The sequence below is a fragment of the Streptomyces sp. NPDC015130 genome (assembly GCF_043080005.1).
Lineage (GTDB): Bacteria > Actinomycetota > Actinomycetes > Streptomycetales > Streptomycetaceae > Streptomyces.
Genome location: NZ_JBIBVC010000008.1, coordinates 33301 through 56584, shown reverse-complemented (window position 1 = coordinate 56584; position 23284 = coordinate 33301). Strand labels below are relative to the sequence as shown.

Annotated in this window: 21 protein-coding genes and 2 pseudogenes; 11 read left to right on the top strand and 12 right to left on the bottom strand. The window is 73.1% G+C overall.

Going from position 1 to position 23284, the window contains the following annotated elements; translation table 11 throughout:
- Positions 1 to 2: 2 nt before the first annotated feature.
- Both ACF08F_RS18620 and ACF08F_RS18615 read left to right on the top strand, forming a co-directional pair.
- On the top strand, positions 3 to 1178 hold the full coding sequence (locus ACF08F_RS18620; protein WP_392299594.1) for a sensor histidine kinase: 1176 nt from the start codon (positions 3 to 5) through the stop codon (positions 1176 to 1178).
- The gene (locus ACF08F_RS18615) at positions 1175 to 1831 is read left to right on the top strand and encodes a response regulator (RefSeq protein ID WP_392299593.1); all 657 of its coding nucleotides are present in this window, start codon (positions 1175 to 1177) and stop codon (positions 1829 to 1831) included. Before ACF08F_RS18620 ends, ACF08F_RS18615 begins: the two co-directional genes overlap by 4 nt.
- Before the next feature lie 219 nt (positions 1832 to 2050).
- Here ACF08F_RS18615 and ACF08F_RS18610 read toward each other — a convergent pair whose 3' ends face one another.
- The 3 genes from ACF08F_RS18610 to ACF08F_RS18600 form a co-directional block, all read right to left on the bottom strand.
- Positions 2051 to 3616 (bottom strand): oxidoreductase, encoded by a 1566-nt coding sequence (locus ACF08F_RS18610; protein ID WP_392299592.1) that lies wholly within the window; start codon positions 3614 to 3616, stop codon positions 2051 to 2053.
- A gap of 152 nt (positions 3617 to 3768) precedes the next feature.
- Positions 3769 to 4260 (bottom strand): pyridoxamine 5'-phosphate oxidase family protein, encoded by a 492-nt coding sequence (locus ACF08F_RS18605; RefSeq protein WP_392299591.1) that lies wholly within the window; start codon positions 4258 to 4260, stop codon positions 3769 to 3771.
- Between the two features lie 35 nt (positions 4261 to 4295).
- Positions 4296 to 5738 carry an MFS transporter gene (locus ACF08F_RS18600; RefSeq protein ID WP_392299590.1) on the bottom strand — a complete coding sequence of 481 codons (1443 nt, stop codon included), beginning with the start codon at positions 5736 to 5738 and terminating at the stop codon, positions 4296 to 4298.
- Positions 5739 to 5977: 239 nt separating this feature from the next.
- On the opposite strand from ACF08F_RS18600, the pseudogene ACF08F_RS18595 reads away from it, so the two are divergent.
- Positions 5978 to 6133, top strand: a pseudogene (locus ACF08F_RS18595) (RNA polymerase subunit sigma-24); the annotation flags it as partial.
- Positions 6127 to 6288 (top strand): annotated as a pseudogene (locus ACF08F_RS18590) (RNA polymerase subunit sigma-24); the annotation flags it as partial. The pseudogenes ACF08F_RS18595 and ACF08F_RS18590, both read left to right, overlap by 7 nt.
- Before the next feature lie 41 nt (positions 6289 to 6329).
- Here ACF08F_RS18590 and ACF08F_RS18585 read toward each other — a convergent pair.
- From ACF08F_RS18585 to lepB, 3 genes are all read right to left on the bottom strand, one after another.
- Positions 6330 to 7160, bottom strand: coding sequence for a hypothetical protein (locus ACF08F_RS18585; RefSeq protein ID WP_392299589.1), 831 nt, complete (start codon positions 7158 to 7160; stop codon positions 6330 to 6332).
- Entirely contained in the window at positions 7144 to 8379 is a 1236-nt protein-coding gene (locus ACF08F_RS18580) for a hypothetical protein (RefSeq protein ID WP_392299588.1), read from the bottom strand. Before ACF08F_RS18580 ends, ACF08F_RS18585 begins: the two co-directional genes overlap by 17 nt.
- A 71-nt stretch (positions 8380 to 8450) precedes the next feature.
- Positions 8451 to 9074, bottom strand: coding sequence for a signal peptidase I (gene lepB / locus ACF08F_RS18575; RefSeq protein ID WP_392299587.1), 624 nt, complete (start codon positions 9072 to 9074; stop codon positions 8451 to 8453).
- Between the two features lie 184 nt (positions 9075 to 9258).
- On the opposite strand from lepB, the gene ACF08F_RS18570 reads away from it, so the two are divergent.
- On the top strand, positions 9259 to 11094 hold the full coding sequence (locus tag ACF08F_RS18570) for an endonuclease/exonuclease/phosphatase family protein (protein ID WP_392299586.1): 1836 nt from the start codon (positions 9259 to 9261) through the stop codon (positions 11092 to 11094).
- A 103-nt stretch (positions 11095 to 11197) separates the two neighbouring features.
- Here ACF08F_RS18570 and ACF08F_RS18565 read toward each other — a convergent pair whose 3' ends face one another.
- A complete protein-coding gene (locus ACF08F_RS18565) occupies positions 11198 to 11419 on the bottom strand; it encodes a helix-turn-helix domain-containing protein (protein ID WP_392299585.1) in 222 nt (73 codons plus the stop codon).
- Complete coding sequence (locus ACF08F_RS18560; protein WP_392299584.1) at positions 11419 to 11904, bottom strand: DUF2975 domain-containing protein; 486 nt, start codon at positions 11902 to 11904, stop codon at positions 11419 to 11421. The genes ACF08F_RS18565 and ACF08F_RS18560 overlap by 1 nt, the downstream gene beginning before the upstream one ends.
- A 188-nt stretch (positions 11905 to 12092) precedes the next feature.
- Between ACF08F_RS18560 and ACF08F_RS18555 the strand changes: the two genes are divergently transcribed.
- A complete protein-coding gene (locus ACF08F_RS18555) occupies positions 12093 to 12566 on the top strand; it encodes a carboxymuconolactone decarboxylase family protein (RefSeq protein ID WP_392299583.1) in 474 nt (157 codons plus the stop codon).
- Positions 12567 to 12668: 102 nt separating this feature from the next.
- Positions 12669 to 13595, top strand: coding sequence for an RNA polymerase sigma-70 factor (locus ACF08F_RS18550; RefSeq protein WP_392299582.1), 927 nt, complete (start codon positions 12669 to 12671; stop codon positions 13593 to 13595).
- 40 nt (positions 13596 to 13635) lie between these two features.
- On the opposite strand, the gene ACF08F_RS18545 is transcribed toward ACF08F_RS18550, so the two are convergent.
- Complete coding sequence (locus ACF08F_RS18545) at positions 13636 to 15699, bottom strand: calcium-binding protein (RefSeq protein WP_392299581.1); 2064 nt, start codon at positions 15697 to 15699, stop codon at positions 13636 to 13638.
- Positions 15700 to 15945: 246 nt separating this feature from the next.
- Positions 15946 to 16956, bottom strand: a complete 1011-nt coding sequence (locus tag ACF08F_RS18540; protein WP_392299580.1) for a YncE family protein — start codon at positions 16954 to 16956, stop codon at positions 15946 to 15948.
- Positions 16957 to 17077: 121 nt separating this feature from the next.
- Here ACF08F_RS18540 and ACF08F_RS18535 point away from each other — a divergent pair, with 121 nt between their 5' ends.
- On the top strand, positions 17078 to 18139 hold the full coding sequence (locus ACF08F_RS18535) for an ArsR/SmtB family transcription factor (RefSeq protein ID WP_392299579.1): 1062 nt from the start codon (positions 17078 to 17080) through the stop codon (positions 18137 to 18139).
- A 27-nt stretch (positions 18140 to 18166) separates the two neighbouring features.
- On the opposite strand, the gene ACF08F_RS18530 is transcribed toward ACF08F_RS18535, so the two are convergent.
- Positions 18167 to 18733, bottom strand: a complete 567-nt coding sequence (locus tag ACF08F_RS18530) for a SixA phosphatase family protein (RefSeq protein ID WP_392299578.1) — start codon at positions 18731 to 18733, stop codon at positions 18167 to 18169.
- 97 nt (positions 18734 to 18830) lie between these two features.
- Positions 18831 to 19292 (bottom strand): RrF2 family transcriptional regulator, encoded by a 462-nt coding sequence (locus ACF08F_RS18525; RefSeq protein WP_392299577.1) that lies wholly within the window; start codon positions 19290 to 19292, stop codon positions 18831 to 18833.
- Positions 19293 to 19636: 344 nt separating this feature from the next.
- Between ACF08F_RS18525 and ACF08F_RS18520 the strand changes: the two genes are divergently transcribed.
- The 3 genes from ACF08F_RS18520 (at position 19637) to ACF08F_RS18510 (ending at position 23272) form a co-directional block, all read left to right on the top strand.
- Positions 19637 to 22324 (top strand): FAD/NAD(P)-binding protein, encoded by a 2688-nt coding sequence (locus ACF08F_RS18520; protein WP_392299856.1) that lies wholly within the window; start codon positions 19637 to 19639, stop codon positions 22322 to 22324.
- 178 nt (positions 22325 to 22502) lie between these two features.
- A complete protein-coding gene (locus tag ACF08F_RS18515; protein WP_392299576.1) occupies positions 22503 to 22748 on the top strand; it encodes a helix-turn-helix transcriptional regulator in 246 nt (81 codons plus the stop codon).
- Complete coding sequence (locus ACF08F_RS18510) at positions 22748 to 23272, top strand: hypothetical protein (RefSeq protein ID WP_392299575.1); 525 nt, start codon at positions 22748 to 22750, stop codon at positions 23270 to 23272. The genes ACF08F_RS18515 and ACF08F_RS18510 overlap by 1 nt, the downstream gene beginning before the upstream one ends.
- The last annotated feature ends 12 nt before the right edge of the window (positions 23273 to 23284 follow it).

The following is a 23284-nucleotide window of genomic DNA, read 5'->3' as shown; positions in this document are numbered from 1 at the left end:
GCATGGACTTCGCAGCGGCCTTCACCCGCGACCCGCAGGCCGCACCGTATCCGGTGCGTTGCGACGCGACGGCCGCCGCGGCCTTCGCGGTGGTCGCGGCCGTTCTCGCGCTCACCGTCGACGACGGCCGCCGACCGGACCTCCTCGGCTGGGCGCTGCTGCTCGCCGCGCACGTCCCGCTGGCCTGGCGGCGCAGGGCGCCCATGCCGGTGCTCCTCGCCGTGGTGGCCTGCGTCGCCCCGTACCACGCGCTCGACTACATGCATCTGGCGCCGATACCCGCCTCCATGACCGCGCTGTACACGGTCGCGTCCACCGGCCGGCCACGGCGGACGGTACTGGTGGGGCTCACCGTCACCTCCGTCACGCTGTCCGTCCAACTCCTGGTGAATCCGCACGAGATGGTGGAGCTGCTCAGGGTCTCGGGCTGGGTGATCGCGATGCTCGTCTTCGGTGCGAGCATCCGGCTCTACCGGCAGCTGGTGGCCGGGGTGATGGAGCGGGCCGAGCGGGAGGCGGAGGGGAAGGTCGTCGAGGAGCGGCTGCGGATAGCCAGGGACCTCCACGACCTGCTCGCCCACTCCATCACCCTGATCGGCGTGCAGACGTCCGTCGCCGCGCACGTCCTGGTCGCCACGCCGGACCGGCTCGACCGGGAGGCGCTCGCCCGGGCGCTCGACGAGATCGCCGAGACCTGCCGGGACGCTCGGGCGGAGGTCCGTACGACCCTGGACGTGCTGAGGGCCGCACCGGAGGGTCCGCTGCCCGACCTGGCCTCGCTGCCCGATCTCGTCAGGACCTCGGGCGCCGAGCTCACGGTACGGACGGGGACGGCGAAGGTCCCCGCGGCGGTCGGCGCGGCGGCGTACCGGATCGTGCAGGAGTCCCTGACCAACGCCGTGCGGCACGGGGGCGGCCGGAAAGCGGACGTTCGGGTCGATGTCGGCCTGGCGGAGGACGAGTTGACGGTACGGGTCACCAACGGAAGTGCCGGCGGGCGGGGCGGTCCGGCCGCCGTCGGCGACGCGGGTGGGGACGGTGGGGCGGGGTACGGGATTCTCGGGATGCGGGAGCGGGCCCGGAGCGTGGGTGGCACCCTGAGTGCGGGCCCGCGCGAAGGCGGGGGTTTCGAGGTGTCGGCGCGGCTGCCGCTCTCGGTGAGGGAGGCGGCGGCGTGATCCGGGTCCTGCTCGCGGACGACCAGAACCTCGTACGGGCGTCGTTCGCGATGCTCGTCGAGTCGGCTCCGGACATGGAGGTCGTGGGCCAGGCGGCCAACGGCAAGGAGGCGGTGGAGCTGGCCCGTTCGGCGCGGGCCGACGTGGTGGTGATGGACGTCCGCATGCCCGAGCTCGACGGTATCGGCGCGACCCGGCTGATCGCCGCCGACGAGGACCTGGCCGGGGTGCGGGTGCTGGTCCTGACGACGTACGACACGGACGAGCACGTCATGGAGGCGCTGCGGGCGGGCGCGTCGGGCTTCGCGGTCAAGGACATCCGACCGGCCGAGCTCCTCGCCGCGATCCGTACGGTGGCGGCCGGCGAGGCCCTGCTGTCGCCCGGCCCGACGTCCCTGCTGATCGCCCGGGCCCTGGCGCTCCCCCCGGCCCCGGTCTCGGGTGGGCCGGAGGGGCTCTCGGACCGTGAGCGCGAGGTCCTGACGCTGGTGGGCCGGGGCCTGAACAACACGGAGATCGCCGAAGCGCTGGGCCTCTCCCCCCTCACGGCCAAGACCCACGTCAGCCGGATCATGGGGAAGCTCGCGGCCCGTGACCGCGCCCAACTGGTGATCGTCGCCTACGAGTCGGGGCTCGTGGTCCCCGGCGGGTGAATGCGGGGGGCCGGTGAGGGCGGCCGGCACGGGCGCGGGGGCCCTGGGGGCCGGCTAGGACCTGTCCGGTCGATCAGGGTCGGCAAGGCCGCGGCGGTCGGCGCGGTGCATCGCAAGGCGCCAGAGCGGCGCGATAGCGGAGCTATCGGGCCGTTTCGGCAACGCGGCGAGGTGCCGTGCCGGCTGCCGCGGCCCCGGCCATGATCGACCGGACAGGTCCTAGTTCCTCTGCAGGGTGCGGGTGACGCCAGCGATGACGGCGGTCGTCAGCACCCAGCCGAGGGCGATCAGCAGGTAGGCCAACCACTGGAGGCCGCTGTCCGTCCAGTACCAGTTCATGCGCTGTCCCAGACCTCCGATGGGGATGAGGAGGTCGAGGGTGTAGACGAGGGGCTGGAACGGGGCGCCTTCGCCTTGTTTCACCGGGTGCGGGGTGTCGGTACGGAAGGACAGCGCGCCCAGCAGGACCAGCGCGAGGAGCCAGATGCCGGCCAGCCAGGGGCGGTAGCCGTAGCCGACGGTCACGTCGAGGAGACGGCCCCAGGCGCGGGACGCCAGGGACAGGGTGCGGCGCCGGTGCCGCTGCTTGGCGAGGAGGACGCGGCGGGCGTCGTCGTCGTGGCCGGCCTTGCGGTACCAGGCCGCCAACTGCTCGTACGGCTGGGGGTTGTAGCCCGGACTGCTGCGTATCCACGCCAGGCGACGATCCACGGTCCGCCGGTCGCCCACGGCCTCGTGGCGCTCGTCGTTCGCGCCGGCCGCCTTGATGGAGCCGTAGACGAAGCCGTCCAGCTCGACCCTCTCCGGCCAGGTGTGCTCGTTCTCGTGGAGGTACGACACCTGGGCGCCCCGCAGGTCCAGGGTGCCCGACGGGCGTCGGGCGAGGGTGAGGTCGAGGTCGACGGCCTGGAGGTGCATGGCGACGAGGGCCGGGGCCGTTCCCGCTTCGGTGCTCGGGCCGTTCAGGACGGCTCCGTCGAAGGTCACGTTGTCCGTGACCCGGGTGCCGTTCAGCCGTACCGTGCCGTTCGCGGTGAAACCCTCGGAGAACTTGAGCGACGAGGCCACGGCGTTGTCCAGTGCGAGCGCCACGCCACGGGGGCCGGTTCCTTCCAGCCGGGCGCCGTGCATGACCAGGGTGCCGGGCAGCTGCGCACCCACCAGGCTCACCTCGCCGTGGGCGACGAACCCGTTCCGGCAGAAGACGCCGCCTTCCACGGCCAGTCCGCCGGCCGACAGGGCCCACCCGTCGGGTGCGTTCAGCCGGGCGCCGTTGAGCAGGAGTCCGCCGTTCACCCGGGCGTCGGTGAGCGAGAGCGCGGTGATCCTGCGGGTGAAGGGGGTGGGGGCGCCGCTCTCCACCACGCCGTACCGCAGGGAGAAGTTGCCCTCGACGCGGGCCGAGTCGGCCTCGATGCCGGGTATCCGGCTCTCCGTGAACACCAGGGCCTGCGTCGACGCCCCGAGGAGGTTCACGGGCCCCTCGAACCAGCAGTTCTCCAGCCACACGGCGTGGTCGATCTGTGCGCCGGCCAGGTCCAGGGTTCCGGAGATCCTCGCCCCGGTGAGCCTCAGGCGCGCGACCGCGCCCGGCGGCCCGGTGTTCGCGCCCAGCAGCAAGGCGGCGATCACCGACGCCCGTACCGTCCGTTCGGGTCCCCACCGGCCGCCGTCGGCGACCCGGTCCTCCTCGGGCGTACCCGTACGCAGGTCCACCCGCCGTCCTTCGGGGAACGCGTCCCACAGCTCGCGCTCGGGTGAAGTCAACTCGTCGTAGGAAAGCACCCGTACAGCGTAGTGATCTTGCCTCGGGTTCGGCTCGCCCACCGCCCGTTCCGCGGGAAAGGGAAGCGGCCCCTTCCGCCGGTCGGTGGCCGGGCGCTCTCGCGCGCCGGTCCCGCCCCAGGAAGGGGCCGTGCCGTCGTCCCTGCCGCCGGTCAGCGGTGGTCCTCGTCGGTCCAGATGCGGCTCTTGAGGTCCGAGCCGCGGAGCACCTGCACCCACCAGGGGTCGATGCGGAGCGCGTGGTAGCCGGGGTCCTCGGGGCCGCCGCGCCAGAAGCCGATCGGGTCGTAGCCCACGCCCGCGGGGCTTCCCTCGCGGTAGAGGTCCCAGGCGTGCCGCCGGGACTCCGGGTCGGTGGCCCAGGTGGAGACGCTGTCGATGAACACGGCGTTCTGGCGGGGGTTCCAGTAGGAGTAGGTCGTGTGCGGGTTGTGGGCCAGGTGGGCCGCCTTGACGGGCGTCTTGTAGGCCGCGAGCCAGCCGACCGGTCTTCCGTCGACCATTTCCCAGACGGGGAGGAGCACACGGGCTCTGGGGCGGGATTTCCTGTCCACCGTGATCATGGTGCAGTAGACGATGTCCTGGATGTAGGCGAAGAACTTCTCCTCGATCTCCGAGAAGGACTCCACGGTGGCCGCGGGCATGTCGTTTCCTTTCGTGGTCGCGGAAAGTGCGGGGATCAGCGCGCCGCCTCGACGGGCGCGCTCTTCTCGGGAGCCGGGGCGGTCGGTACGGAGGGGCTGTCGCCGTCGCCCGCGCCCGCTCCGGCGCGGCGCAGGCCGAAGGCGCTGATGACGACGGCGGCGAGGGCGGCGGCCAGCGGTACGACGAGGGCGGCGCGGTAGCCGTCGAGGAGGGCCGCCGGGGACGTCCCGTCCGTCGCGCCGATGTTCACCGCCGCGACGAAGGACAGACCGAGGGCGGCACCGAACTGGAAGGAGGTGTACAGCAGGCCGCCGGCCACGCCCTGCTCCTCCTCCGCGACGCCGTCGGTGGCCAGGATCGTGAGCGGCCCGTAGGCGAGGGAGAAGGCCAGGCCCAGGATGATCAGGCTCGGGAACATCGCCCCGTACGTCCAGTCCGCGCCGACCGGCAGGAACAGGGCGTACGAGAGGGCCGCGAGGAGCAGACCGCCGAAGATCACCTTGGCGTTGCCGAACCGGGCCACGAGCCGGGGCGTGAGGGTCGGGGAGAGGATCGCGTCCACCCCGATGACGATGAGGGCGAAGCTGGTCTGCAGGGACGACCAGCCGCGCAGTTCCTGCAGGTAGAGCACCGCGATGAACTGGAAGCCGAAGAAGCCCGCGGCGAAGAGCAGGCCGGCCAGGTTCGCGCGGACCAGCGAGCCGCTGCGGAAGATCCCCAGGCGTACGAGCGGCGAGGCCGCCCGCCGCTCGATCGCGACGAACACGAGGAACAGGACCAGGCCCGCCCCGATCGTGGCCGCCGTCCAGGCCGCGGGGGCGTGCGCGGCACGCTCGACGCCGAAGACGAGGAGCAGGATCGCGCCGGTCACGCTGAGCGCGCCGGCCAGGTCGACGCTCTGGCCCCGGCGGTCCGGGCTCGGGGACCTCGGGATGAGCACGAGCGCCGCGACGAGGATGACGAGGGTGAGGACGACCGGGGCGAAGAACACCCAGCGCCAGTTCACCGCGGCCAGCAGACCGCCGACGACCAGGCCGATGGAGAAACCGCCGGCGGCCGTGCCGGAGTAGACCAGGAGTGCCTTGTTGCGCTGCGGGCCCTCCTCGAAGCCGGTGGTGATGATGGACAGGCCCGCCGGCGTCATGAACGCGGCCGCCACACCGGTGACGAACCGGGCGACGATCAGCATCCAGCCCTCCGTCGCGAGGCCGCCGAGACCGGAGAACAGCAGGAAGACCACGAGCCAGGTCACGAACATCCTGCGGCGCCCGAACAGGTCGGCGGCCCGGCCGCCGAGCAGCATGAACCCGCCGTAGCCGAGCACATAGGCGCTCATGACCCACTGGAGCATGCCCGTGGACATGTCCAGGTCCTCACGGATCGCGGGCAGGGCCACATTGAGCATGGCCACGTCGATGCCTTCGAGGAAGATCGCACCGCAGAGCACGAGGAGCACACCCCACGCACGCCCGCTCATACGTCCGACGTCACTTCCGGAAATCGATTGCGGTGTGGACACAGAATTATCTCCTTGTAGGCGGGGGGAATAATTCCGGGGAACGGCCTGCATTCCGGCCGTGGGCGGGCGGAATTCCCTGGACGTGCGTGAGAGGGCCGGATTTCCGTGCCCTCTCTCTGCACCACCGAAATCATGCGGGGGCGGCGGGAGACGCGGAAGAACGCACTTCGAAGTCACCCAGGCACCTCGAAGGAACCATGTGCGGGGCACGGGCACGGCCCAGGAGCGAGAGGAAGCGGGAAGTCCTCGTCCGCCGCGGAGCCGACTTCGCGGCGGACGAGGACGCCGTGCAGGAAGCCCTCGTCGAGGCCGTCCGCGTCTGGCCGGACGACCCGCCCCGCGAACCGACGGGCCCCGGGCCGGCCTAGGGCATGTTGCGAAAGTAGCGCCGGCCGCCCGAAGGCTCCACGAACGCGACGGCGACGTGGTGACCGCCGCGAAGCTCTACGCCGAGGCCGCCCGGAAGGCGCCGAACCTCGCCGAACGCGACCACCTCACGCGCCGGGCCCCCGGCTCGACACGGGCCGGAGGGACGGATGAGACAGGAGGTCAGAGGGGTGGCAGCAGATCGCTCTCGCTGACGGTGTACGTCAGCCGCGGGTAGTCGAAGTCCGTCTCCCGGTTCTCACGGCGCCGCAGCCGGTAGAACTCCCGGCTCTGCTCCTCGTCGGCGGGGAGGAGGCGCTGCCCTTCCGGCAGGTACGCCTGTCCGTCGCGGAACCGGACGAGGGTCTTCGACGTTCGGAACGTCACGCCGAGCCATCGGTTGTCCGGCGCGTCTCCGGGCGTGTCCAGGACGATCCGGTGCCTGAGCCGCCGGTTCGACTCGACGGAGAACGCGACGAATGCGTTGTGGGTGAGAGGGATCTCGAACCTCTCGCCGTCGGACCCGTCGCGATCGGGCGTCTCGCGATCGGGCGTCTCGCGATCGGATCCCTCGCCTTCCGACCCCTTCGGCTCGAAGACGAGCCTTCTCGGCGGGCCCGCCTCCGGGTTCCGGTAGCAGGAGAAGACGGCGATGAACGACCCGTCGGCGAGGTCGAGGGCCTGGTCGGAATGGGCGCCCATGGTTCGGTAGGCGTTCGTGTAGTTCTCGACGAGCGCGTTGTTGAAGCCGACCGGCAGTGCCGCTCGTTCCTGGATCTGCCGCGCCAGCCGTTCGTGCACCGACCGGAAGCGCTGCGCCGGGCTGCCGTACCGCGTGGTGGTGCGTACGAGGGGCACGCCCCCCGATTCGTCGACCCTGGTGAGCACGGCGCCCTGCCGGCCCTTTCCCACGCCCTCCAGTCGAGCCGAGGCCGAGAGCTCCGCGAAGATGTCGCCGTCGACGGGCAGGGTGTACGAGGCGATCCGGTCCGCGATCCTAGATTCGGGGGGCAACGTAGTCTCCCGTGTTCATGCTGAAGAGGAAGGCGTCGCCGTAGTCGATGAAGGACGAGGTCCTGTTCTCCTCGGCGTACAGCCTGCGCAGCTCGTCCATGCCGTCCTGTGTGGGCGGCTCCAGCTTCACGAGCTCTCCGGCCGCCCTCTTGAGGAAGGTCTGGCCGTCCTTGTGGACGGCTTCGGCGCTCGAACAGCGCACGACGTATCCCAGGCGGGTGGGGAGCAGCTCGGCGTCCAGGGCCGCGGGGCGGATCTCGTGCGTGTACAGGCGGTTGGTGGAGAGCGGCACGAAGAAGACGGAGCCGGGGTGGAGGGCCACGCTGAACTGCGTGGGGAGAGCGGTCCCGCCGTGGGTCTCGACCGGCTCCTTGAGACGGAAGTGGAGTCTGGTCATCCCGCTGACGCCCTTCACTCCGCGGTCGAAGGCGTCCCCGGGCAGGGGCTGCAAGGTGTCGAGCCCGTCGTAGAAGGTGCAGAAGGCCATGATGCCGTTGACGGGCATGTCCTTGGTCTTGTCGGCGTGGGACGAGATCCTGGCCTTGGACTGCTTGCGCTCGGCCGTGGCCTGGGTGTTGTGGTAGATCTGCGCGAGGACGTGGTTCAGCGGCGCGTGGTTCCGGAACACGGCGGCGGCCTCGCGATTGAGGTCCTCGACGATGTCGGTGTCGGTCGGGCCGAAGCTCTCGGTCGGCCCCGAGAGGTTCGTGGAGCAACGGAGCAGACGGAAGTGCAGTTCGTCGTCGTCGTTCCGTGTGACGGGCGTGAGATAGATGCCGCTGCGGTGGGCCGTTCCCGGCTTGGTGGACTCCGTCAGCGACTGGAACGCGTGCTCCGCCCGGATCCGCTCGAAGTGGTCGTCGGCGAGTCCGAAGAAGCGGCGGTAGTACACGCCGACGCCGTGGACGCGGAGCGGAACCCGGCCGAGGCCGACCGGGGTCCACCCGCTGTCGCGGTCGTCGTGGTCCCCGTGCGACAGCTCCCGGACCACGAACACCCGCGCGGCCCCTTGCAGGAGGCCGCTGTCGATCGCGGACACGTCGCCGCACAGGTAGACGGTCCTCGCCGTGAGGTCGAGCGCACCGGAGGCGAGCTCCTCCGGTGTGACGGTGGACCCGAGGAAGTCCCTGACCAGGTCGTCGTCGTGCATCGACGAAGGCGCGACCAGGACGGTGGCCGCCTCCTCGATGCGGGCTTCCGTCAGCTCGGTTGTGTCCATCGAACGGCACCTGTCTTCCGCGGATCTTGGTGTATGGCTCAGAGACGTGGGTACGGCGAAGACCCGGGCAACTAGGGCGTGTTGCGAAAGTCCCGCCTGCCCCGGTACCAGAGGCCGGCGCCCGCCAGGGTCAGTGCGGCTCCGAGAGCCGCTGTCGTCGTGACCACCGGTGGCGCTCCCTCGGTGACGCGCCCGAGGACGGCGGAGGTCGCGACGCCGCCCGAGTGGTCGTCGAGGAAGTACCGCGAGTCGTTCGCGTTGCCCCGGTTGTCGCCCAGCAGGAACAGGTACCCCTCGGGCACGCGCACGTCGTACGGCTCCGCCGCCGGTCCTACGGAGGCGTTCGTCGCGTACGGCTCGTCCGCGGGGCGGCCGTTCACCGTGATCCGGGTTCCGTCGGACACGACGTGGTCACCGCCCGTCCCGACGACCCGCTGCAGGACCGGAGCCTCCCGGTACCGGTCGGGGACGCGGATGAGGACGACGTCGCCCCGGCCTATGGCCTCGGCGTCGACGCGCTCGGTGAACAGCCGCTCGCCCATGCGGTACGTGGGCTCCATCGAGGCGCCCATGACCTTGACCCCTCTGTGGGTCACGAGGAAGGACGCGATGCCGCCCAGTGCCAGGAGCAGTCCACCCAGCACCATGACGAGCCCCGCGGTCCTCGGTCGACCGACCGACACCTGCCGCCGCATGAACGTTCCTCCCTCGTGCCGCCCTCGGATCGGACGGACCTGCCGAGGGTAGAGGGTTCCGGCGCGCCGGGTCGCCCGACTTCCGTGGCGCGAACTCGCGTTCGAGTAGTGTTCACCGTTTCTGCGACATTCCGTCAGGGGGATTCCCATGCCAAGATCCGGGCCTTTCCGTGCCCTTCTCGCCGTGCTGGCCCTGGTGTGCGCGGTCACCACGGTGACGGTGCCTCGGGCGCGGGCGGCGGACACGGTGACCTCGTCGACGGCGCCGCCCGTCAGGACGTTCACGTACAACCTCTGCGGCAGCGGCGGGACTCAGGGGTGTCTCGTCTCCGCCGCGGAGAACAAGGCCCGGCACGACGCGGTCGTGGCCGAGACCTCGGGTGCCTGGAGCGCGGACTACATCTTCCTGGTCGAGATCTGCCGGTACCAGTACGACGCCGTGAACACCAGTCTGCGGCCCCGCGGTTACACGGGCCGGTACGTCGAGACCGTCCCCGCCGGCAGCCTCGGCCCGGCGTGCAAGGATCCGGCCGGCGGCACCACCCCGAGCTACGGGATGGCCGTGTTCGTCAGGGGGCAGTTCGTCGCCGGTACCGACCTCACCCTGGACACCAGGGCCGCGATCCTCGACACCGTCGGCCCCGTCACCCTCGGCCCCGTCACCGCGGAGGACATCAAGGCGCCCTGCGTCAAGGCCTGGGTGCAGTACAGGCAGACCTGGGCCTGCTCCGTACACCTCTGGTGGGGAACCCCGACGGCCCCGGTCCGCCCCGATCCCGCCACCCCCGAGGACCTCGCCGTGTACGAGGACAGGGTCGCGCGGCACGCGGTGATGGTCCGCGAGGCCGATCTCCTGGCCCGCAAGGCCAAGGAGTGGGAGGACTCGGGCGTCCCCGTCGTCCTCGGCGGCGACTTCAACTCCTCGCCCCGGGGCGACGTGCTCGACCGGTTCTACGAGCCGGGCGCCGGCGGGGGCGCGTACGGCACGTTCGTCGAGGCCGACGAGACCGATCGCGACCACTTCGGCCGGATCGGCACCTGCGCCGACCCCTCGGTAGTGCGGTGCCGCACGGGCGACCTCACGAAGTTCGACGCCGCGCACACCACGAGGGTGCAGAAGCTCGACTACACCTTCTTCGGCTCCCGGTACTTCCGCGGTGTCGTCGGTGACGTGCCAGCCGAGCCCCGGACCCCGGGAGGCCAGTGGATCTCCGACCATCTGCCGGTCCGCGCCGCCGCCTTCTGGCAGGACTGCGGCCCGTACGGCACCGCTCCCGGCGCGGTGTACCGGCGGGACGCCGTCGGCGGCCTGTACCGCTACGAAGGCCGCGCCGACGGTGGGAGCGCCGCTCTCGCCAGGCCGTGCAAGGTCGGCACCGGATGGACGGGCATGAAGGCGGTGGCCCGTCAGGGGACGACGCTCGCCGCCGTCGACGCGGCGGGCGGCCTGTGGCACTACCCCGTGAGCGCGGAGGACGGTTCGTACGCGGGCGGCGCCCGCCGCCATGCCGCCGGTACCGGCTTCCAGGGCGACGACCTGCTCCTCGCCCCGGGTGACTTCGACGGGGACGGGACGGCCGACCTGATCACCCGTGACACCACGGGCGGTTTCTGGCTCCACCGGGGGACGGGCGAGCACAGCTACGCCCCGCGCACGCGGATCGCCGGCGTCGGCGGCGACCCTGCCACGTACCGCTCCGCGGTCGCCACGGACTTCACCCGGGGGACGGGCGCGGCGCAGGGCGCGGCCGACCTCGTCACGGTCGACAGGCTCGGCGTCCTCTGGCTGCAGGAGGGGAACGGCGACGGGACGCTCGCGGAGCGCAGGGCCATCGGCAACGGCTGGCAGATCTACGAGGTCCTCGCGGCGCCCGGCGACCTGAACGGAGACGGGAAGGCCGATCTGACCGGCCGGGACGCCGGGGGCGACCTCTGGTTCTACAAGGGCGACGGTGCCGGCGGCTACGCCCCGCGCGTGAAGGTCGGGTCCAGCTTCCCCGCCGGAGAGCTGCTCTTCTGACCCGGTCCGATCAGGCCGCCGGGCGGGCGGCCCGTCTCCGGGCCCCGGGCGGGCGGGCGGCGGCCCGCCCGGGGCCCGGTGACGGGAGGAGGGCGCGCGGACGTCAACCGTCCGTGTCGTCCTCCGGCTGCCAGCGCAGCAGGTCGCCCGGCTGGCAGTCGAGCACCTCGCAGAGCGCGGCGAGGGTCGCGAAGCGCACGGCCTTCGCGCGGCCGTTCTTGAGTACCGCCAGGTTGGCGGGGGTGATCCCGACGCGGTCCGCGAGCTCGCCCACGGACATCTTCCGCCTCGCGAGCATCACGTCGATGTCGACGGCGATCGGCATCAGATCACCTCGTCCAGCTCGGCCCGCATCCGCGTCGCCTCGACGTCGCGGGCGACGGCCTGGACGAGCAGCATCCGCAGGACGAGCACGATGAGCGCGACGCCCAGGATCGCCAGGCCGACCCCGGCCATGATGACGGTGACGCCCGGGTCCTCCCGCTGGCCCGGCGCGTTGACGGCCGTGACCGCGAACCAGACGAGGGAAGCGGCCACGATCGCGCCGATCACGCCGTCCACGTACCGGAAGGCCGCGTGGGAGAACACGGTTCCGCGTCGCACCATCGCCACCAGCCGCCAGACGCAGACCAGGGCGACCTGGGCCGCCAGCATGCCCAGCATGGTGAGCACCCGCAGCGGGGTCAGCGGGAGCGTCCCGTCCTCGGGGTCGGTGGCCAGCGCCCACACCATCGACACCTGGACGAACACGGTGCCGACGAGCACCACCGCGAGCACGGCGCGCAGCGCACGCACGGTCAGCTTTCCCATGATCCAGCCACCTTCCATCGATTCACGATGGGAATCTATCGATTGTCGATAGGCAAGGCAAGAGTGGAGGCCGCTCTTCGACTTTCGGCCGGCGGAGTGGCCCAGGTCACATCCCTTCGTGTCACAGGGTGGCGGGCTGTCTCGTCTCGGGGGTGCAGCCACCTTCCGGCACCGCAAAGGAGCACACCATGGACGCGCGACTCGACTTCTTCGCCAGCCCCGCCTCCGGCAAGGCCCTCAAGCACGTCATGACGGCGGGCAGGGCCGTCAAGGACTCGACGCTCCCCGCCACGACGCAGGAACTGGTGTCGTTGCGCGTGAGCCAGATCAACGCCTGCGCCGTCTGCATCGACATGCACACCAAGGAGGCGGCCGCCGCCGGGGAGACCGCGGTGCGGCTCAACCTCGTGACGGCGTGGCGGGAGGCCACCGTGTTCACCGAGGCCGAGCGTGCCGCGCTGGAGCTCGCCGAGCAGGGCACCCGTACCGCCGACGGCGCCGGCGGGGTGGACGACGAGGTCTGGGCGCGTGCCGCCCTGCACTACGACGAGGAGCAGCTCAGCGCCCTGGTGCTCCTGATCGGCTTCATGAACCTGGCGAACCGCCTGAACGTCATCACCCGGCAGCCCGCGGGCGACTACCGGCCCGGCTCGCTCCACTGACCGCCTTCCGGACGCCGGGTGGTCCGGACGATCATGGCAGGGGCCCGTGCCGCCGGAGTCCGGCCGGGCCGTGGAGCCTCATTCACGGGGAGAGGAACGCGCATGAGCAAGGTCGAGGAGTTCGAGGAGCTGCGGCCCCTGCTGTTCTCGATCTCCTACCGGATCCTGGGCAGTGTCAGCGAGGCCGAGGACGCGGTGCAGGAGACCTGGCTGCGGTACGACGGTTCGGGCACCCGGCCGACGTCGGCCAAGGCCTTCCTGTCCGCCACCGTGACGCGCATCTCCATCGACGTGCTGCGCTCCGCGCGCGTGCGGCGCGAGGCGTACGTGGGCCCCTGGTTCCCCGAGCCGTTGCTGAACGACCCGTACGAGGACCCCGCGCGGTCGGCGGAGCTCGCGGACTCGGTGTCGATGGCGGCCCTGCTCCTGCTCGAACGCCTCAGCCCACTGGAACGGGCGGTGTTCCTGCTGCGCGAGGTGTTCGGCTTCGCCTTCGAGGACGTCGCCGAGGCGGTGGGGCGCTCCGAGGCCGCGTGCCGGCAGCTGCTCGTACGGGCGCGGCGGCACATGCGGGCGGGACGGCCCCGGTTCGCCGCGGACCGCGAGGAGCGGCAGGAGCTGGCGACCCGGTTCTTCGACGCGCTCAAGGACGGCGACGTCGACGGACTGCAGACCCTGCTCGCCGCCGACGTGCAGCTCCTCGGTGACGGCGGCGGCAAGACACCGCAGTTGGCGAGGGCCGTCGCCGGTGCGCAGAACGTGGCCCGTCTCCTGGCCTCGGTCTTCCCCTGGCTGCTCCGGATCGACGTCTCGCTCACGCCGGCCGAGGTCAACGGCGAGCCCGGTGCCGTCTTCCGCGACCGGGACGGAAGGATTCTGCACACCATGTCCCTCGACGTGGCCGACGGCCGGATCCAGGCCATCCGTTCCGTGAGCAACCCCGACAAGCTCGGTCACCTCGGGCCCGTCGGCGACGCCTGGGCCGTCAGCGACGAGGTCAAGCGGGCCCGGCGCCGTCGCACACCCTGACAGGAGGGGCGTACGACGGCTTCGGGGGGCCGGGCGAGGGTCAGGGGCAGCTGACGCGGGTGTCGCCCGGGTCGGTGGTGCAGGTGTCGGTGCCGAGGCCGCCGTTGGCGGTGTCGTTGGCGGTGACGCCGTCGGTGGTCGTGAGGCGGTCGTTGCCGTACGAGCCCGTCAACGTGTCGTTGCCGGGGCCGCCGTTCATCGTGTCGTCGCCGAACGAGCCGTCGAGGTTGTCGTTGCCGTGGCCTCCGTGGACGGTGTCGTTTCCGTAGCTCGCGCGGACGGTGTCGTTTCCGCCGAGGCCGCAGATCACGTCGTTGGCGTAGCCGCCGGTCAGGGTGTCGGCGCCGCTGGTGCCGATGATCGTGCAGCCGCGGGCGTTGTTCACCGACGTGGTCGTCGTGGCCGTGTTGTCGGAGGTCATGGGGTCCGTCGGGCTGCCCGCGACGGTCGCCGTGTGCGTGAGGGTGCCGGTCGAGCGGGGTTCCGCCGTGAGCGTGAGCGTGGTGCTCGCACCCGGGGCGAGCGACCCCAGGGCGCAGGTGGCCCGGGTCGCGGTCGTCGTGCAGGTGCCCTGCGTCGGGACGGCGGAGATCAGGGTCGTACCGGCGCCCGCGAAGGTGTCGGTCAGGCTGATGCCGGTCGCGGTGGCGGTGGAGCTCGCCTTGTTGGAGACGGTCACCGTGTACGACACCCGGTCGCCGATGCTCACCGCGGCCGCGGTGCTCGTCGTCACCGCCAGGTCGGCGCGCGGCGGCGGTGGCGTCGTGCCGTCGCCTCCCTCGTAGCGGGCGAGCGCGAAGGCGAAGCCCGCCCCGTAACCGGCCGCGACGACCTTGCCGTCCGGCTGGACGAGCACCCCGCGGGCCTCGTCGAAGTCCCCGAACCCGGTCACCACGAATCCGTCGCCGCCGAAGCCGGTGTCCACCGAGCCGCCGGGGAGGAATCGGGCGAGCCCGAAGTCGTTCGCCTCGACGCTGTTCGGGTCGTCGGCCCGGCCGGCCAGGACGATCTTGCCGTTCGACTGCAGGGCCATCGCGTACGCGGTCCCGCCGCCCCCGGGAAAGCCGACCGAGGTACGGCCGCCGGTGCCGAAACTCCCGTCGGGGCTGCCGTCCGCGTTGTAGCGGAGGAGCGCGAAGCCGGCGCCGCCGGAGCCCGCGGCGAGGATCTTGCCGTCGGGCTGGACCGCGACCGCGTTGCCGAACTCGGTGCCGCCGAAGTCGGCGGTGGCCATGCCGTCGCCGCTGAAGCCGGTGTCGAGGCTGCCGTCGGGCAGGTAGCGGACGACGCCGATGTCGAAGGCGGTGTTGCCCACGTAGCCGACGGACACGACCCTGCCGTCCGGGAGGAGGGCCGTGCTCCGGGCGATGCCGCCGGCTTCCTGGGGCGAGGAGGGCGTGAACCCGGCGACGACCGCGCCGTCGCCGCCCAGGCTCGGGTCGAGGTTCCCGTCCGGGTCGAGGCGGACCAGGGCGAACCCGCCGCCCCCGCCCTTGCCCGCGGCGACGATCCGGCCGTCGCTCCGCACCGCCACGTCCGCGCCGTCCGCGGACCCGCCGAACTCCTCGACCCGCACGAGGCCGCCGTCGCCGAACGCCGGGTCCAGCGTGCCGTCGGGCAGGTAGCGGGCCACGGAGAAGAAGCAGCAGCCACCGCCCTCCTCCCCGAACACCTCGGTGGTTCCCGCCACGACGATCTTCCCGTCGGCCGGCTGGATCGCGACCGCGTTCGCCGAGTGGGCGCCACCGCCGAAGTCGCTGGTGACGAGGCCGCCGGTGCCGAAGGCCGGGTCGAGGCCGCCGCCGGGCAGATACCGCGCGAGTGTGAACCCGCCCTCGCTCAGGCCCGCCACGACCAGCTTGCCGTCGGCCTGCCGCGCGATGTCGTGTCCCTCCGCGTAGCCCGGGAAGGGGGTGACCACCCGGCCGTCGGGACCGAACGTCGGGTCCAGGTCCCCGGGCGCGGCCCATGCCGCACCGGGCAGCGCGAGGGCGAGGACGGTGGCGAGCGCGGACGAGGCGGCGGCCCTCCCCCGCGCCCTGGCTCTCGTCTTGGCCCTCGCCTTGCGGCGCCACCGTGCGGGTCTCGGATGTTCTGGGGTCATCGGCGTACGGCCTCCGTCGTCGAAGGGGATGCGGACAGCAGCGGCGCACAGCTTCGTGACCGAGGCCCGCCCGCGTACCGCAGGCACCGCCGTACTGCGCCCACTGGCCCTCTCGAACCACCCCGGCGAGGGAGCGTGAACGGAGCGGCCGGCCGCCCGCCGGACGGGCGATCCCCCGGCGGGACGCGCTCCCCCGCCCGTCCGGCGGGCGCGTCCTTCCGCCTCCCGTGGTCCTTCCCCCTCCCGTCAGTCGTCGCCGCACGTCGGGTCGGTGATCGCGCTCACCGTGTACGGGGGCCGGCCGGGCCTGTCGTCGAGCTGGCTGTTGACCACGTACAGGCGGCAGCCGTGCCGGGCGAGCGTGGTCGGCAGGTCGAAGGGGCCATCGGTGAGGCGATGGGTCACCGTTCCCGACCGCAGCTCCTCGTCGAGCCGGGCGACGTACACGCCGTGCGGGGCGCCGTAGTTGAGCACGGCGTACAGGGTCCGGCCGCGCAGCAGCATCCCGTCGGGGCCGAAGGACTCCCCGCCCAGTTCGAGCCGGCTGACGTCCCGGTCGGCCGTGCCGACGCGCCAGACGGCCTCGGTGCCGTTGGACGCGACGAGCAGGGCCGTGCCGGACTCGTTCGCGACGATGCCGTTCAGCAGCCAGTACCGGGCGGGGAACTGCGGGAACGCGGAGCGGATGTCGAGCCAGGGTTCGAGCGGACCGATCGTGCCGCCGCGCCGGATCTCCGCCCGGAGGACCACGGGGTTGGCCCAGTCGGTCACGTACACCGCGTCCTCCGTCACCGCCAGGTCGTTCAGGTCGGGTGCGCCCAGCGGACCGGCGGGGGCCAGCCGTGCGGCCAACAGCCGCCCGTGGCGGTCGTGGACGGTGAGCGTCTCACCGCCGACCGAGAGGACACGGCCGCGCCGGTCGGTGTGGACGCCCCGGGAACTGGGGCGGCCCTCCAGGCCGCGCGCCGGGAAGGGCTTCATCTCGGGGGCGCCGACACGGCCGCGGTAGAGGGCCCCCGTGCCGTCGGAGGAGACGTACATGGTGCCGTCCCGGGTGATCGCCACGCCCTCCGGGAGCACGCCGGGCTCACGGGAGACGACGTAGGAGTCGGGCAGTTCGCGGGCGGAGGCCGGGCCGGGCACGGCGGAGAGGGCCGCGAGGAGGGTCGTGGCGGCGGTGAGGCGGACCGCCGAGCGGCGGGCGACGGAGCGGAAGGTGCAGGGGCGGGAGGTGACGCGGGCACGGATTCGGCGCATCGGGACGGCCTCCGGTACGGGGTCGACGACGTGGACACCGGGAGCGTGCACCGGAGTCCGCGGTGACGCATCGCCTTTCCCCTCTGGGTAAAAGGGTCCGCCGCGCCGATAATCGGTTCGCATGATCCGCCTTCACTTCACGGCCGACGATCTGCGCCGGATCACCCTCGCCCCGGCGGCCAACGCGCTCTCCGAGACCGCCCTGAGCCTGCGGCTCAGCCTGCGCCTGCGGGCGGACGGTGCACGCGAGGGCGGCGGCGTCGGTGGCGGCGGTCGTCACGGGTACGGACTGTGGGACAGGCCGCGGCCCGCCGCCCGGCAGTGGCACCGGTCCCTGCGCGGGGCCCCGAGCGCGCGGGCCGGCGTCCTCGCCGAACTGGTCACCGAGGACGGGTTCCTGCCGGACTTCCTGCTCCAGCCGTCCCTGCCCGGCTTCGCCGACGCGCTCGAGGCGGCCGTCTCGACGCCGGCGGAGCAGCTCGCGAGCGACCTCGGGATCCCCCGGCCGGCGGGCCGGAACGGCCGTCTGACCCGGCCCGGACCGTGGGCCCTGGAGCTCGCCCAGGGCTCGGCGAGCGCGACCCGCGCGCTGCTCGACGACACCCGCCGGTACTTCCGTACCTCCGTCGAGCCGCTCTGGCCACGGATTCGCGGCGACGCCCTGACCGATCGCGCGCTGCGCTCCGAGATGCTGCTGCGCGGAGGCGTGGACGCCCTGCTGACCACCTTGGCGCCGGCCTGGCGTTGGGAGCCGCCGACGCTCCACCTGCCGTCGGCCTCGGCGTACGACATCCCGCTGTGCGGTCGCGGACTGCTGCTCGTGCCCTCCTGGTTCGCGACCGGCCCGCTGGTCATGTACCGGCCCGCGGCGGCGACCGTGCTCGTCTACCCGCTGCACGACGGATCGGAGGGCGGCTCCCGCGGCGCTGCTCCCGGGGCCGCCAGGAGTGGGACGGAGGCGCTGGCCGCGCTCCTCGGCGGCACCCGCGCGCACGTGCTCGCCCTGCTCCGTACGCCGGCCACGACCACCGCGCTGGCCGAGCGCGCCGGCATCTCGCTGCCGGCGGCGAGCCGGCACACGCGGGTGCTGCGTGAGGCGGGACTCGTCGCGACCACCCGGACCGGCGTCGCCGTCCTCCACACCCTCACGCCCCTGGGGCACGGCCTTCTGGCCGGAAACTGACGGTCGGCACCCGCCTCCGACGGGAGTTCACGGGGCCTTAGGGCCGCGCGGAATCACCAGGCCGGTCAGGAACGCCCCGCCCGGCCGGAGTTCCGGCCAGCTGCCGTGCCAGGTCAGGACGGCCGTCACGGAGGTCGGGAACTTGGTCCGCACGCGGTCCAGGGCGTCCCCGGCGCCGTCGGCCGCGAGCAGCAGGACGAGGTCTTCGAGGCCCGGGTTGTGGCCGACGAGCAGCAGGGTTCCGGTCTCGTCGGGCACGCCGTGGAGGACGTCGAGGAGCTCGTCGGCGTCCGCCCCGTAGAGGCGGGGGTCGTGGCGGACCGGTGGAGCAGCGGCCAGTTCGGCGGCGGCCAGGTCCCAGGTCTGCCGGGTGCGACGGGCCGGGGAGCACAGGACGAGGTCGGGCAGCACTCCGGTCTCCGCCAGGGAGCGCCCGGCCGCCGGGGCGTCCCGCAGACCGCGGGGGCCGAGGGGCCGGTCGAGGTCGGGGACGCCTTCCGGCCAGGCGCTCTTGGCGTGCCGGAGGACGACGAGCCGGCGCGGCCGGACTTCGGCGGTGCGGGAGGGCGCAGGCGTTTCGGTGGGGTGTGTCACGTGCCCGAGGGTAGGGGGCGGTCCCCTCGGAGGGCCATGGACGCCACGGACCCCCGGGGCGCGCGCTGCCAGTGGGGTGCCAGGGGTGCGTGGGGTGTCAGGGGTACGTGCGGACGTCGTCGTTGTAGTCGCGGGCCCGGTCCCGTACGAGATCGGGCAGCGTGCCCGCGGCGAGATCCGCGAGGGTCGTGCCCTCCAGGACCTGGCGCAGACTCGTCCGCACGGCGCGCCACACGTCCGGCATGGGCGCCGCCGCGCCCTGGTACTCCAGGCCCGTCAGCTTCAGGTCGCGCACGCTGACCATCGGTCCGTCCATCGCGCGGATGACGTCGGCGAGGGTGATCTCCTCGGGCGGGCGGGTGAGGGTGTAGCCGCCCTCGGGGCCGCGCACGCTGCGTGCGAGTCGCGCCTGCCTGAGGTCGCCGAGCACGACGAAGAGGAACCGGACGGGGATGTCCTGACGGCCGGCGATGTCCTCGGCCTTGAGGGGGCGGTCCGGGGAGCAGGCCAGCTCGGCCATGGCCCGGATGGCGTAGTCCGTTCGTGCAGAGATCCTCACGCACTCAATGTCTCACGACCGGCCCTCATCCCGACCTGGGCGGCTTGTCACGGACTCGCCGACAGGTCCGCCCGGAGGTCCGTCGGCGGACCGGCCGCCGGGCTCGCCGACACGCGGGCGGCGCGGGCTTCTTGTCCGGAAGCGGCGTTGCCACTGCACTTTGTTCATCGAGATAGTGAACATTGCTCGTGCCGTGCACGTCCCCCCTCGTTTCGGAGGTCTTCGTGGAGTCCGTGGAGTCCGTGGTGTCCGTGGTACCTGTCGTGTCGTCGTCGGCCGTCGCGTCGGCCGAGTCAGCCGAAGTCCCGGAACCCGCCGCGCCCGTGCGGCCTCCACGCCCCACCGTGGCCGTCGTCGGCGCGGGCGCGGCCGGTGCGCTCGTCGCCGTCCAGCTGTGCGAGGCCGCGGCCCGCCGCCGCATCGCCCTCGACCTCGTCCTCGTCGACCCGGCGCCGGAGGCGGGCCGGGGCGTCGCGTACGCCACCGAGGTCCCCGAACACCGGCTCAACGTGCCCGTCGGGGGCATGAGCTGCTACCCGGACGACCCCGGGCACTTCCGTCGCTGGCTCTGCCGCCACGGCGAATCCACCGTCACCGCGGCGGACTTCGCCTCCCGGTACCGCTACGGCTCGTATCTCGCCGACACGCTCGGGCGCGCCGTCATCGCGGCGCACGGCACGGTCTCCGTGCGGCGGCTGCGCACCCGGGCCACGGGCTGCGCCGACGCGGCCGGCGGACGGCTCGCACTGCGGCTGGCCGACGGCGGCACGGTGACGGCCGACAGCGTCGTCCTCGCCACCGGGCCCGCGGCGGGCGGGGCGGCCTGGGCGCCGGCCGAGCTCGTCACCTCCGACCGGTTCGTCGCCCGCCCGTGGTCCCCGGGCGCGCTCGACGCCGTCGGCGAGGCGGACGACGTCCTGCTCGTCGGCACCGGTCTCACCGCCGTCGACCTCGCGCTGGTCCTCGACCGCCCCGGCCGCACGGTGCACGCGGTGTCGCGCAGCGGGCTGCTCCCCCAGCCGCACGCCGTCGCGCCGCTGCCGGCCGTACCGCCGCCGCCGGGTCTCGCCGGGCTCCCGTTCCACCGCCTCCGCCGGGAGCTGACGCGGCACTTCGCCGCCACCCGGCGGCTGCACGGCGACTGGCGGCCCGCGCTCGACGGGCTGCGGCCCGAGATCGTACGGCTCTGGCAGGGCCTCACGGACGACGAGCGGGCGGAGTTCCTGGGCCGCGACGCCACCCCGTGGAACGTGCACCGCCACCGCATGGCGCCGTCCACGGCCGAAACGGTCGCCCGGGCCCGAGCCGCCCGCAGGCTCCGGATCCACGCCGGCCGGATCGCCGCCGCGGCACCGGGTCGGGACGGCGGCCTCGTCGTCTCCCTCGCCGACGGCCGGGAGCTGCGCGTGGGCTGGGTCGTGGACTGTACGGGGCCGGGGCTGCGGGCCGACGCCGGCGGCGATCCGCTGTGGTCCGGGCTGCTCGCCGACGGGCTCGCCGTCCCCGGGCCGCTCGGCATCGGCGTCTCCACCGAGCGGGGACGGCTGCTGGACGCCGAAGGCCGGCCGGAGCGGCCGCTGTTCACCCTGGGGGCGCCCCGCCGGGGCGAGCTGTGGGAGACGACCGCGATCCCCGAGATCCGCGCGCAGGCCAAGGAGGTCGCCGAGGCCGTGCTCGCCCCGCTGACGGGCGCTCCCCGGCCGGTCCGCCGGCGGCCCACCGACCAGTTCGGGCTGCCGCTGTCCACGCACGCCGCCGCGGCGGCGTCCTTCCGGAGCGGGCTCGGCCGGGTGATCACCGTACGGGCGAAGGCGGCGGAGGCGTTCGCGCGCGCCACCGAGCTGGATCCCGGGTTCGCGCTCGGGCACGCCGCGCTCGCGCTGCTCGGGCACGAGTGCGGGGCGGACGTGGACGTCGCCCGGGAGCTCGCGGACGCGCAGCGCAGCGTGCGGGAGCGGGGGGACGAGCGGGAGCGGTCGTTCGTCGACGTCGTCGCGCGCCGCGTCACGGAGCACGACGCCCGGGGAGCCGGTGCGGGCCGGGGCGCGGGTGACGGCGACACGGCGCTCTTCGAGCACCTCGACCGCTACCCCGGCGACGCTTTCGCCCTCGGGATCGCGGTCCCCACCATCGCGTTCTCCGGTGTCGCGGACCTCGACGGGAGCCTCGCGCTCGGGCTGGTGGAGCGGGCCGCGCCCGCCTACGAGGGGCACTGGTTCCACACCTCGCTCCTCTCGTTCGTCCGGCAGGAGCAGGGCCGGATCGGGGAGGCCGGGGAGCTGGCGCGGGCGGCGCTCGCCGAGGAACCCGCCTCCGGCCACGCCGTGCACGCCCTCGCCCACGTCCACTACGAGTCCGGGGAGCACGGCACCGGGCGGGACTGGCTCGACGGCTGGATCGGCAACCAGGGGCGGGGAGCGGTGCACCGGGCGCACTTCTCCTGGCACGTGGCGCTCCACGAGCTGGCCCTCGACGACTCCGCCGCCGTGCGCCGCCGATGGTTCGCGCAGCTGGCGCCGGGTCAGGTGAACGGGGTGCGGGCACTCGTCGACTCCGGGTCGCTGCTGTGGCGGGCCAGGATGTCGCGGAACTGGACGGGCCGCGTGCCCGTCGACGGGGTGCTCGACGCCGTCGCCCGCGAGCTCGTCGAGCGGCCCGCGACCGCGTTCACCGCGCTGCACAGCGCCGTCGCGCTCACCGCCGCGGGCGACCTTCCGGCGCTCCGCCGCCTGAGCACGCACGCGGCGGGCGCGGACGCGGTGCAGCGGGAGGTCATCGTCCCGCTGTGCGGCGCGCTGGAAGCCGTACTGGAGGAGGAGTGGGCGACGGCGGTGCGCGGACTGCGCGGGCTGCTGCCCTCGCTGCGCCGGGTGGGCGGCAGCGCGGCGCAGCGCGAGGTCATCGAGGAGACGCTGCTGTACGCGCTGGTCGAGGCGGGCCACAGCGACACCGCGCGCGATCTGCTCGAACAGCGCCTGGACCGGCGCGCGTCGCCGCTCGACCGACGGAGGCTGGCCGGGCTCAGCGCCTGACGGAGGCGACGCCGGCGGCGCTCACGGAGGCGGCTCACGCGGAAGTGACGGAGGTGGCGTCGGCGAAAGAAGCCACGCCGTCGGCGATGTGAGGTGTCGTCACAGGAGGGGCGGGGACTTCGGTCCCCGCCCCTCCTGCATGTTGCGTCCCTACTCCCAGATGTAGTACTTCTTATACATGAGCGAGCAGGTGCACAACAGGCTGGCGGTCGTTCGGGCCGAGCGGAAGGTGTCGCGACAGGCACTGGCCGAGGCAGTGGGCGTCCACTACCAGACCATCGGCTACATCGAGCGCGGCCAGTACAACCCCAGCCTCGACCTGGCCCTGAAGGTGGCCAAGTTCTTCGGGCTGCCGGTGGAGGCGTTGTTCTCCCTGGAGCCGTTCCAGCCGCTCACCGACGAGGTCTACGGGAGGAAGCAGTAATGACCACGACGCGCTACGACCGGCACATGTACGCGCTGATGAACGACCGCCGCGCGGCTGCGGTCCACGCCAACACGACCCGGCGCCGGCTTGCCGTCACGGCCCATGTCGCCCTGACCGTCGTCGGGGTGGGCGCCTGGATCGGCACGGTCTTCGGGCCCGGCTGGGGACCGGCCCTCGTGGTCGCGGGCGCGCTGCTGCCCTGGGTCCTGCTCACCGGCGTCCTGAACGGCTCCACCCGCGGGCTCCTCGAACTCCGGGGCCGGATGCTCGACGAGCGGCAGCTCGTGGAGCGCGACCGGGTGCGGGCCCTGGCCCACCGGATCACCCTGTGGCTGCTGGTGGCTGCGGCGATCGGGGCGGGCGCCTACAGCGCCCTGGCGGATGCGCCGCTGCGTGCGGCCGTGACGCCGGTCCTCGTCGGCGTGCTCGCCGTGCACTGGATGATGCCGCTGTGGGTGGCGGCCCTGCGTGTCCAGGACGAACTCGGAGAAGCGGAGGACGAGTTCGCCGACGCACCCTGAACGAAGCGCGCC

Coding starts and splice junctions, on each gene's coding strand:
- ACF08F_RS18620 (WP_392299594.1), top strand. CDS start 3: ATGGACTTCGCAGCGGCCTTCACCCGCGACCCGCAGGCCGCACCGTAT.
- ACF08F_RS18605 (WP_392299591.1), bottom strand. CDS start 4,260: ATGCCCGCGGCCACCGTGGAGTCCTTCTCGGAGATCGAGGAGAAGTTC.
- ACF08F_RS18600 (WP_392299590.1), bottom strand. CDS start 5,738: ATGAGCGGGCGTGCGTGGGGTGTGCTCCTCGTGCTCTGCGGTGCGATC.
- ACF08F_RS18580 (WP_392299588.1), bottom strand. CDS start 8,379: ATGGACACAACCGAGCTGACGGAAGCCCGCATCGAGGAGGCGGCCACC.
- lepB (WP_392299587.1), bottom strand. CDS start 9,074: ATGCGGCGGCAGGTGTCGGTCGGTCGACCGAGGACCGCGGGGCTCGTC.
- ACF08F_RS18565 (WP_392299585.1), bottom strand. CDS start 11,419: ATGCCGATCGCCGTCGACATCGACGTGATGCTCGCGAGGCGGAAGATG.
- ACF08F_RS18560 (WP_392299584.1), bottom strand. CDS start 11,904: ATGGGAAAGCTGACCGTGCGTGCGCTGCGCGCCGTGCTCGCGGTGGTG.
- ACF08F_RS18555 (WP_392299583.1), top strand. CDS start 12,093: ATGGACGCGCGACTCGACTTCTTCGCCAGCCCCGCCTCCGGCAAGGCC.
- ACF08F_RS18550 (WP_392299582.1), top strand. CDS start 12,669: ATGAGCAAGGTCGAGGAGTTCGAGGAGCTGCGGCCCCTGCTGTTCTCG.
- ACF08F_RS18545 (WP_392299581.1), bottom strand. CDS start 15,699: ATGACCCCAGAACATCCGAGACCCGCACGGTGGCGCCGCAAGGCGAGG.
- ACF08F_RS18540 (WP_392299580.1), bottom strand. CDS start 16,956: ATGCGCCGAATCCGTGCCCGCGTCACCTCCCGCCCCTGCACCTTCCGC.
- ACF08F_RS18535 (WP_392299579.1), top strand. CDS start 17,078: ATGATCCGCCTTCACTTCACGGCCGACGATCTGCGCCGGATCACCCTC.
- ACF08F_RS18515 (WP_392299576.1), top strand. CDS start 22,503: ATGAGCGAGCAGGTGCACAACAGGCTGGCGGTCGTTCGGGCCGAGCGG.
- ACF08F_RS18510 (WP_392299575.1), top strand. CDS start 22,748: ATGACCACGACGCGCTACGACCGGCACATGTACGCGCTGATGAACGAC.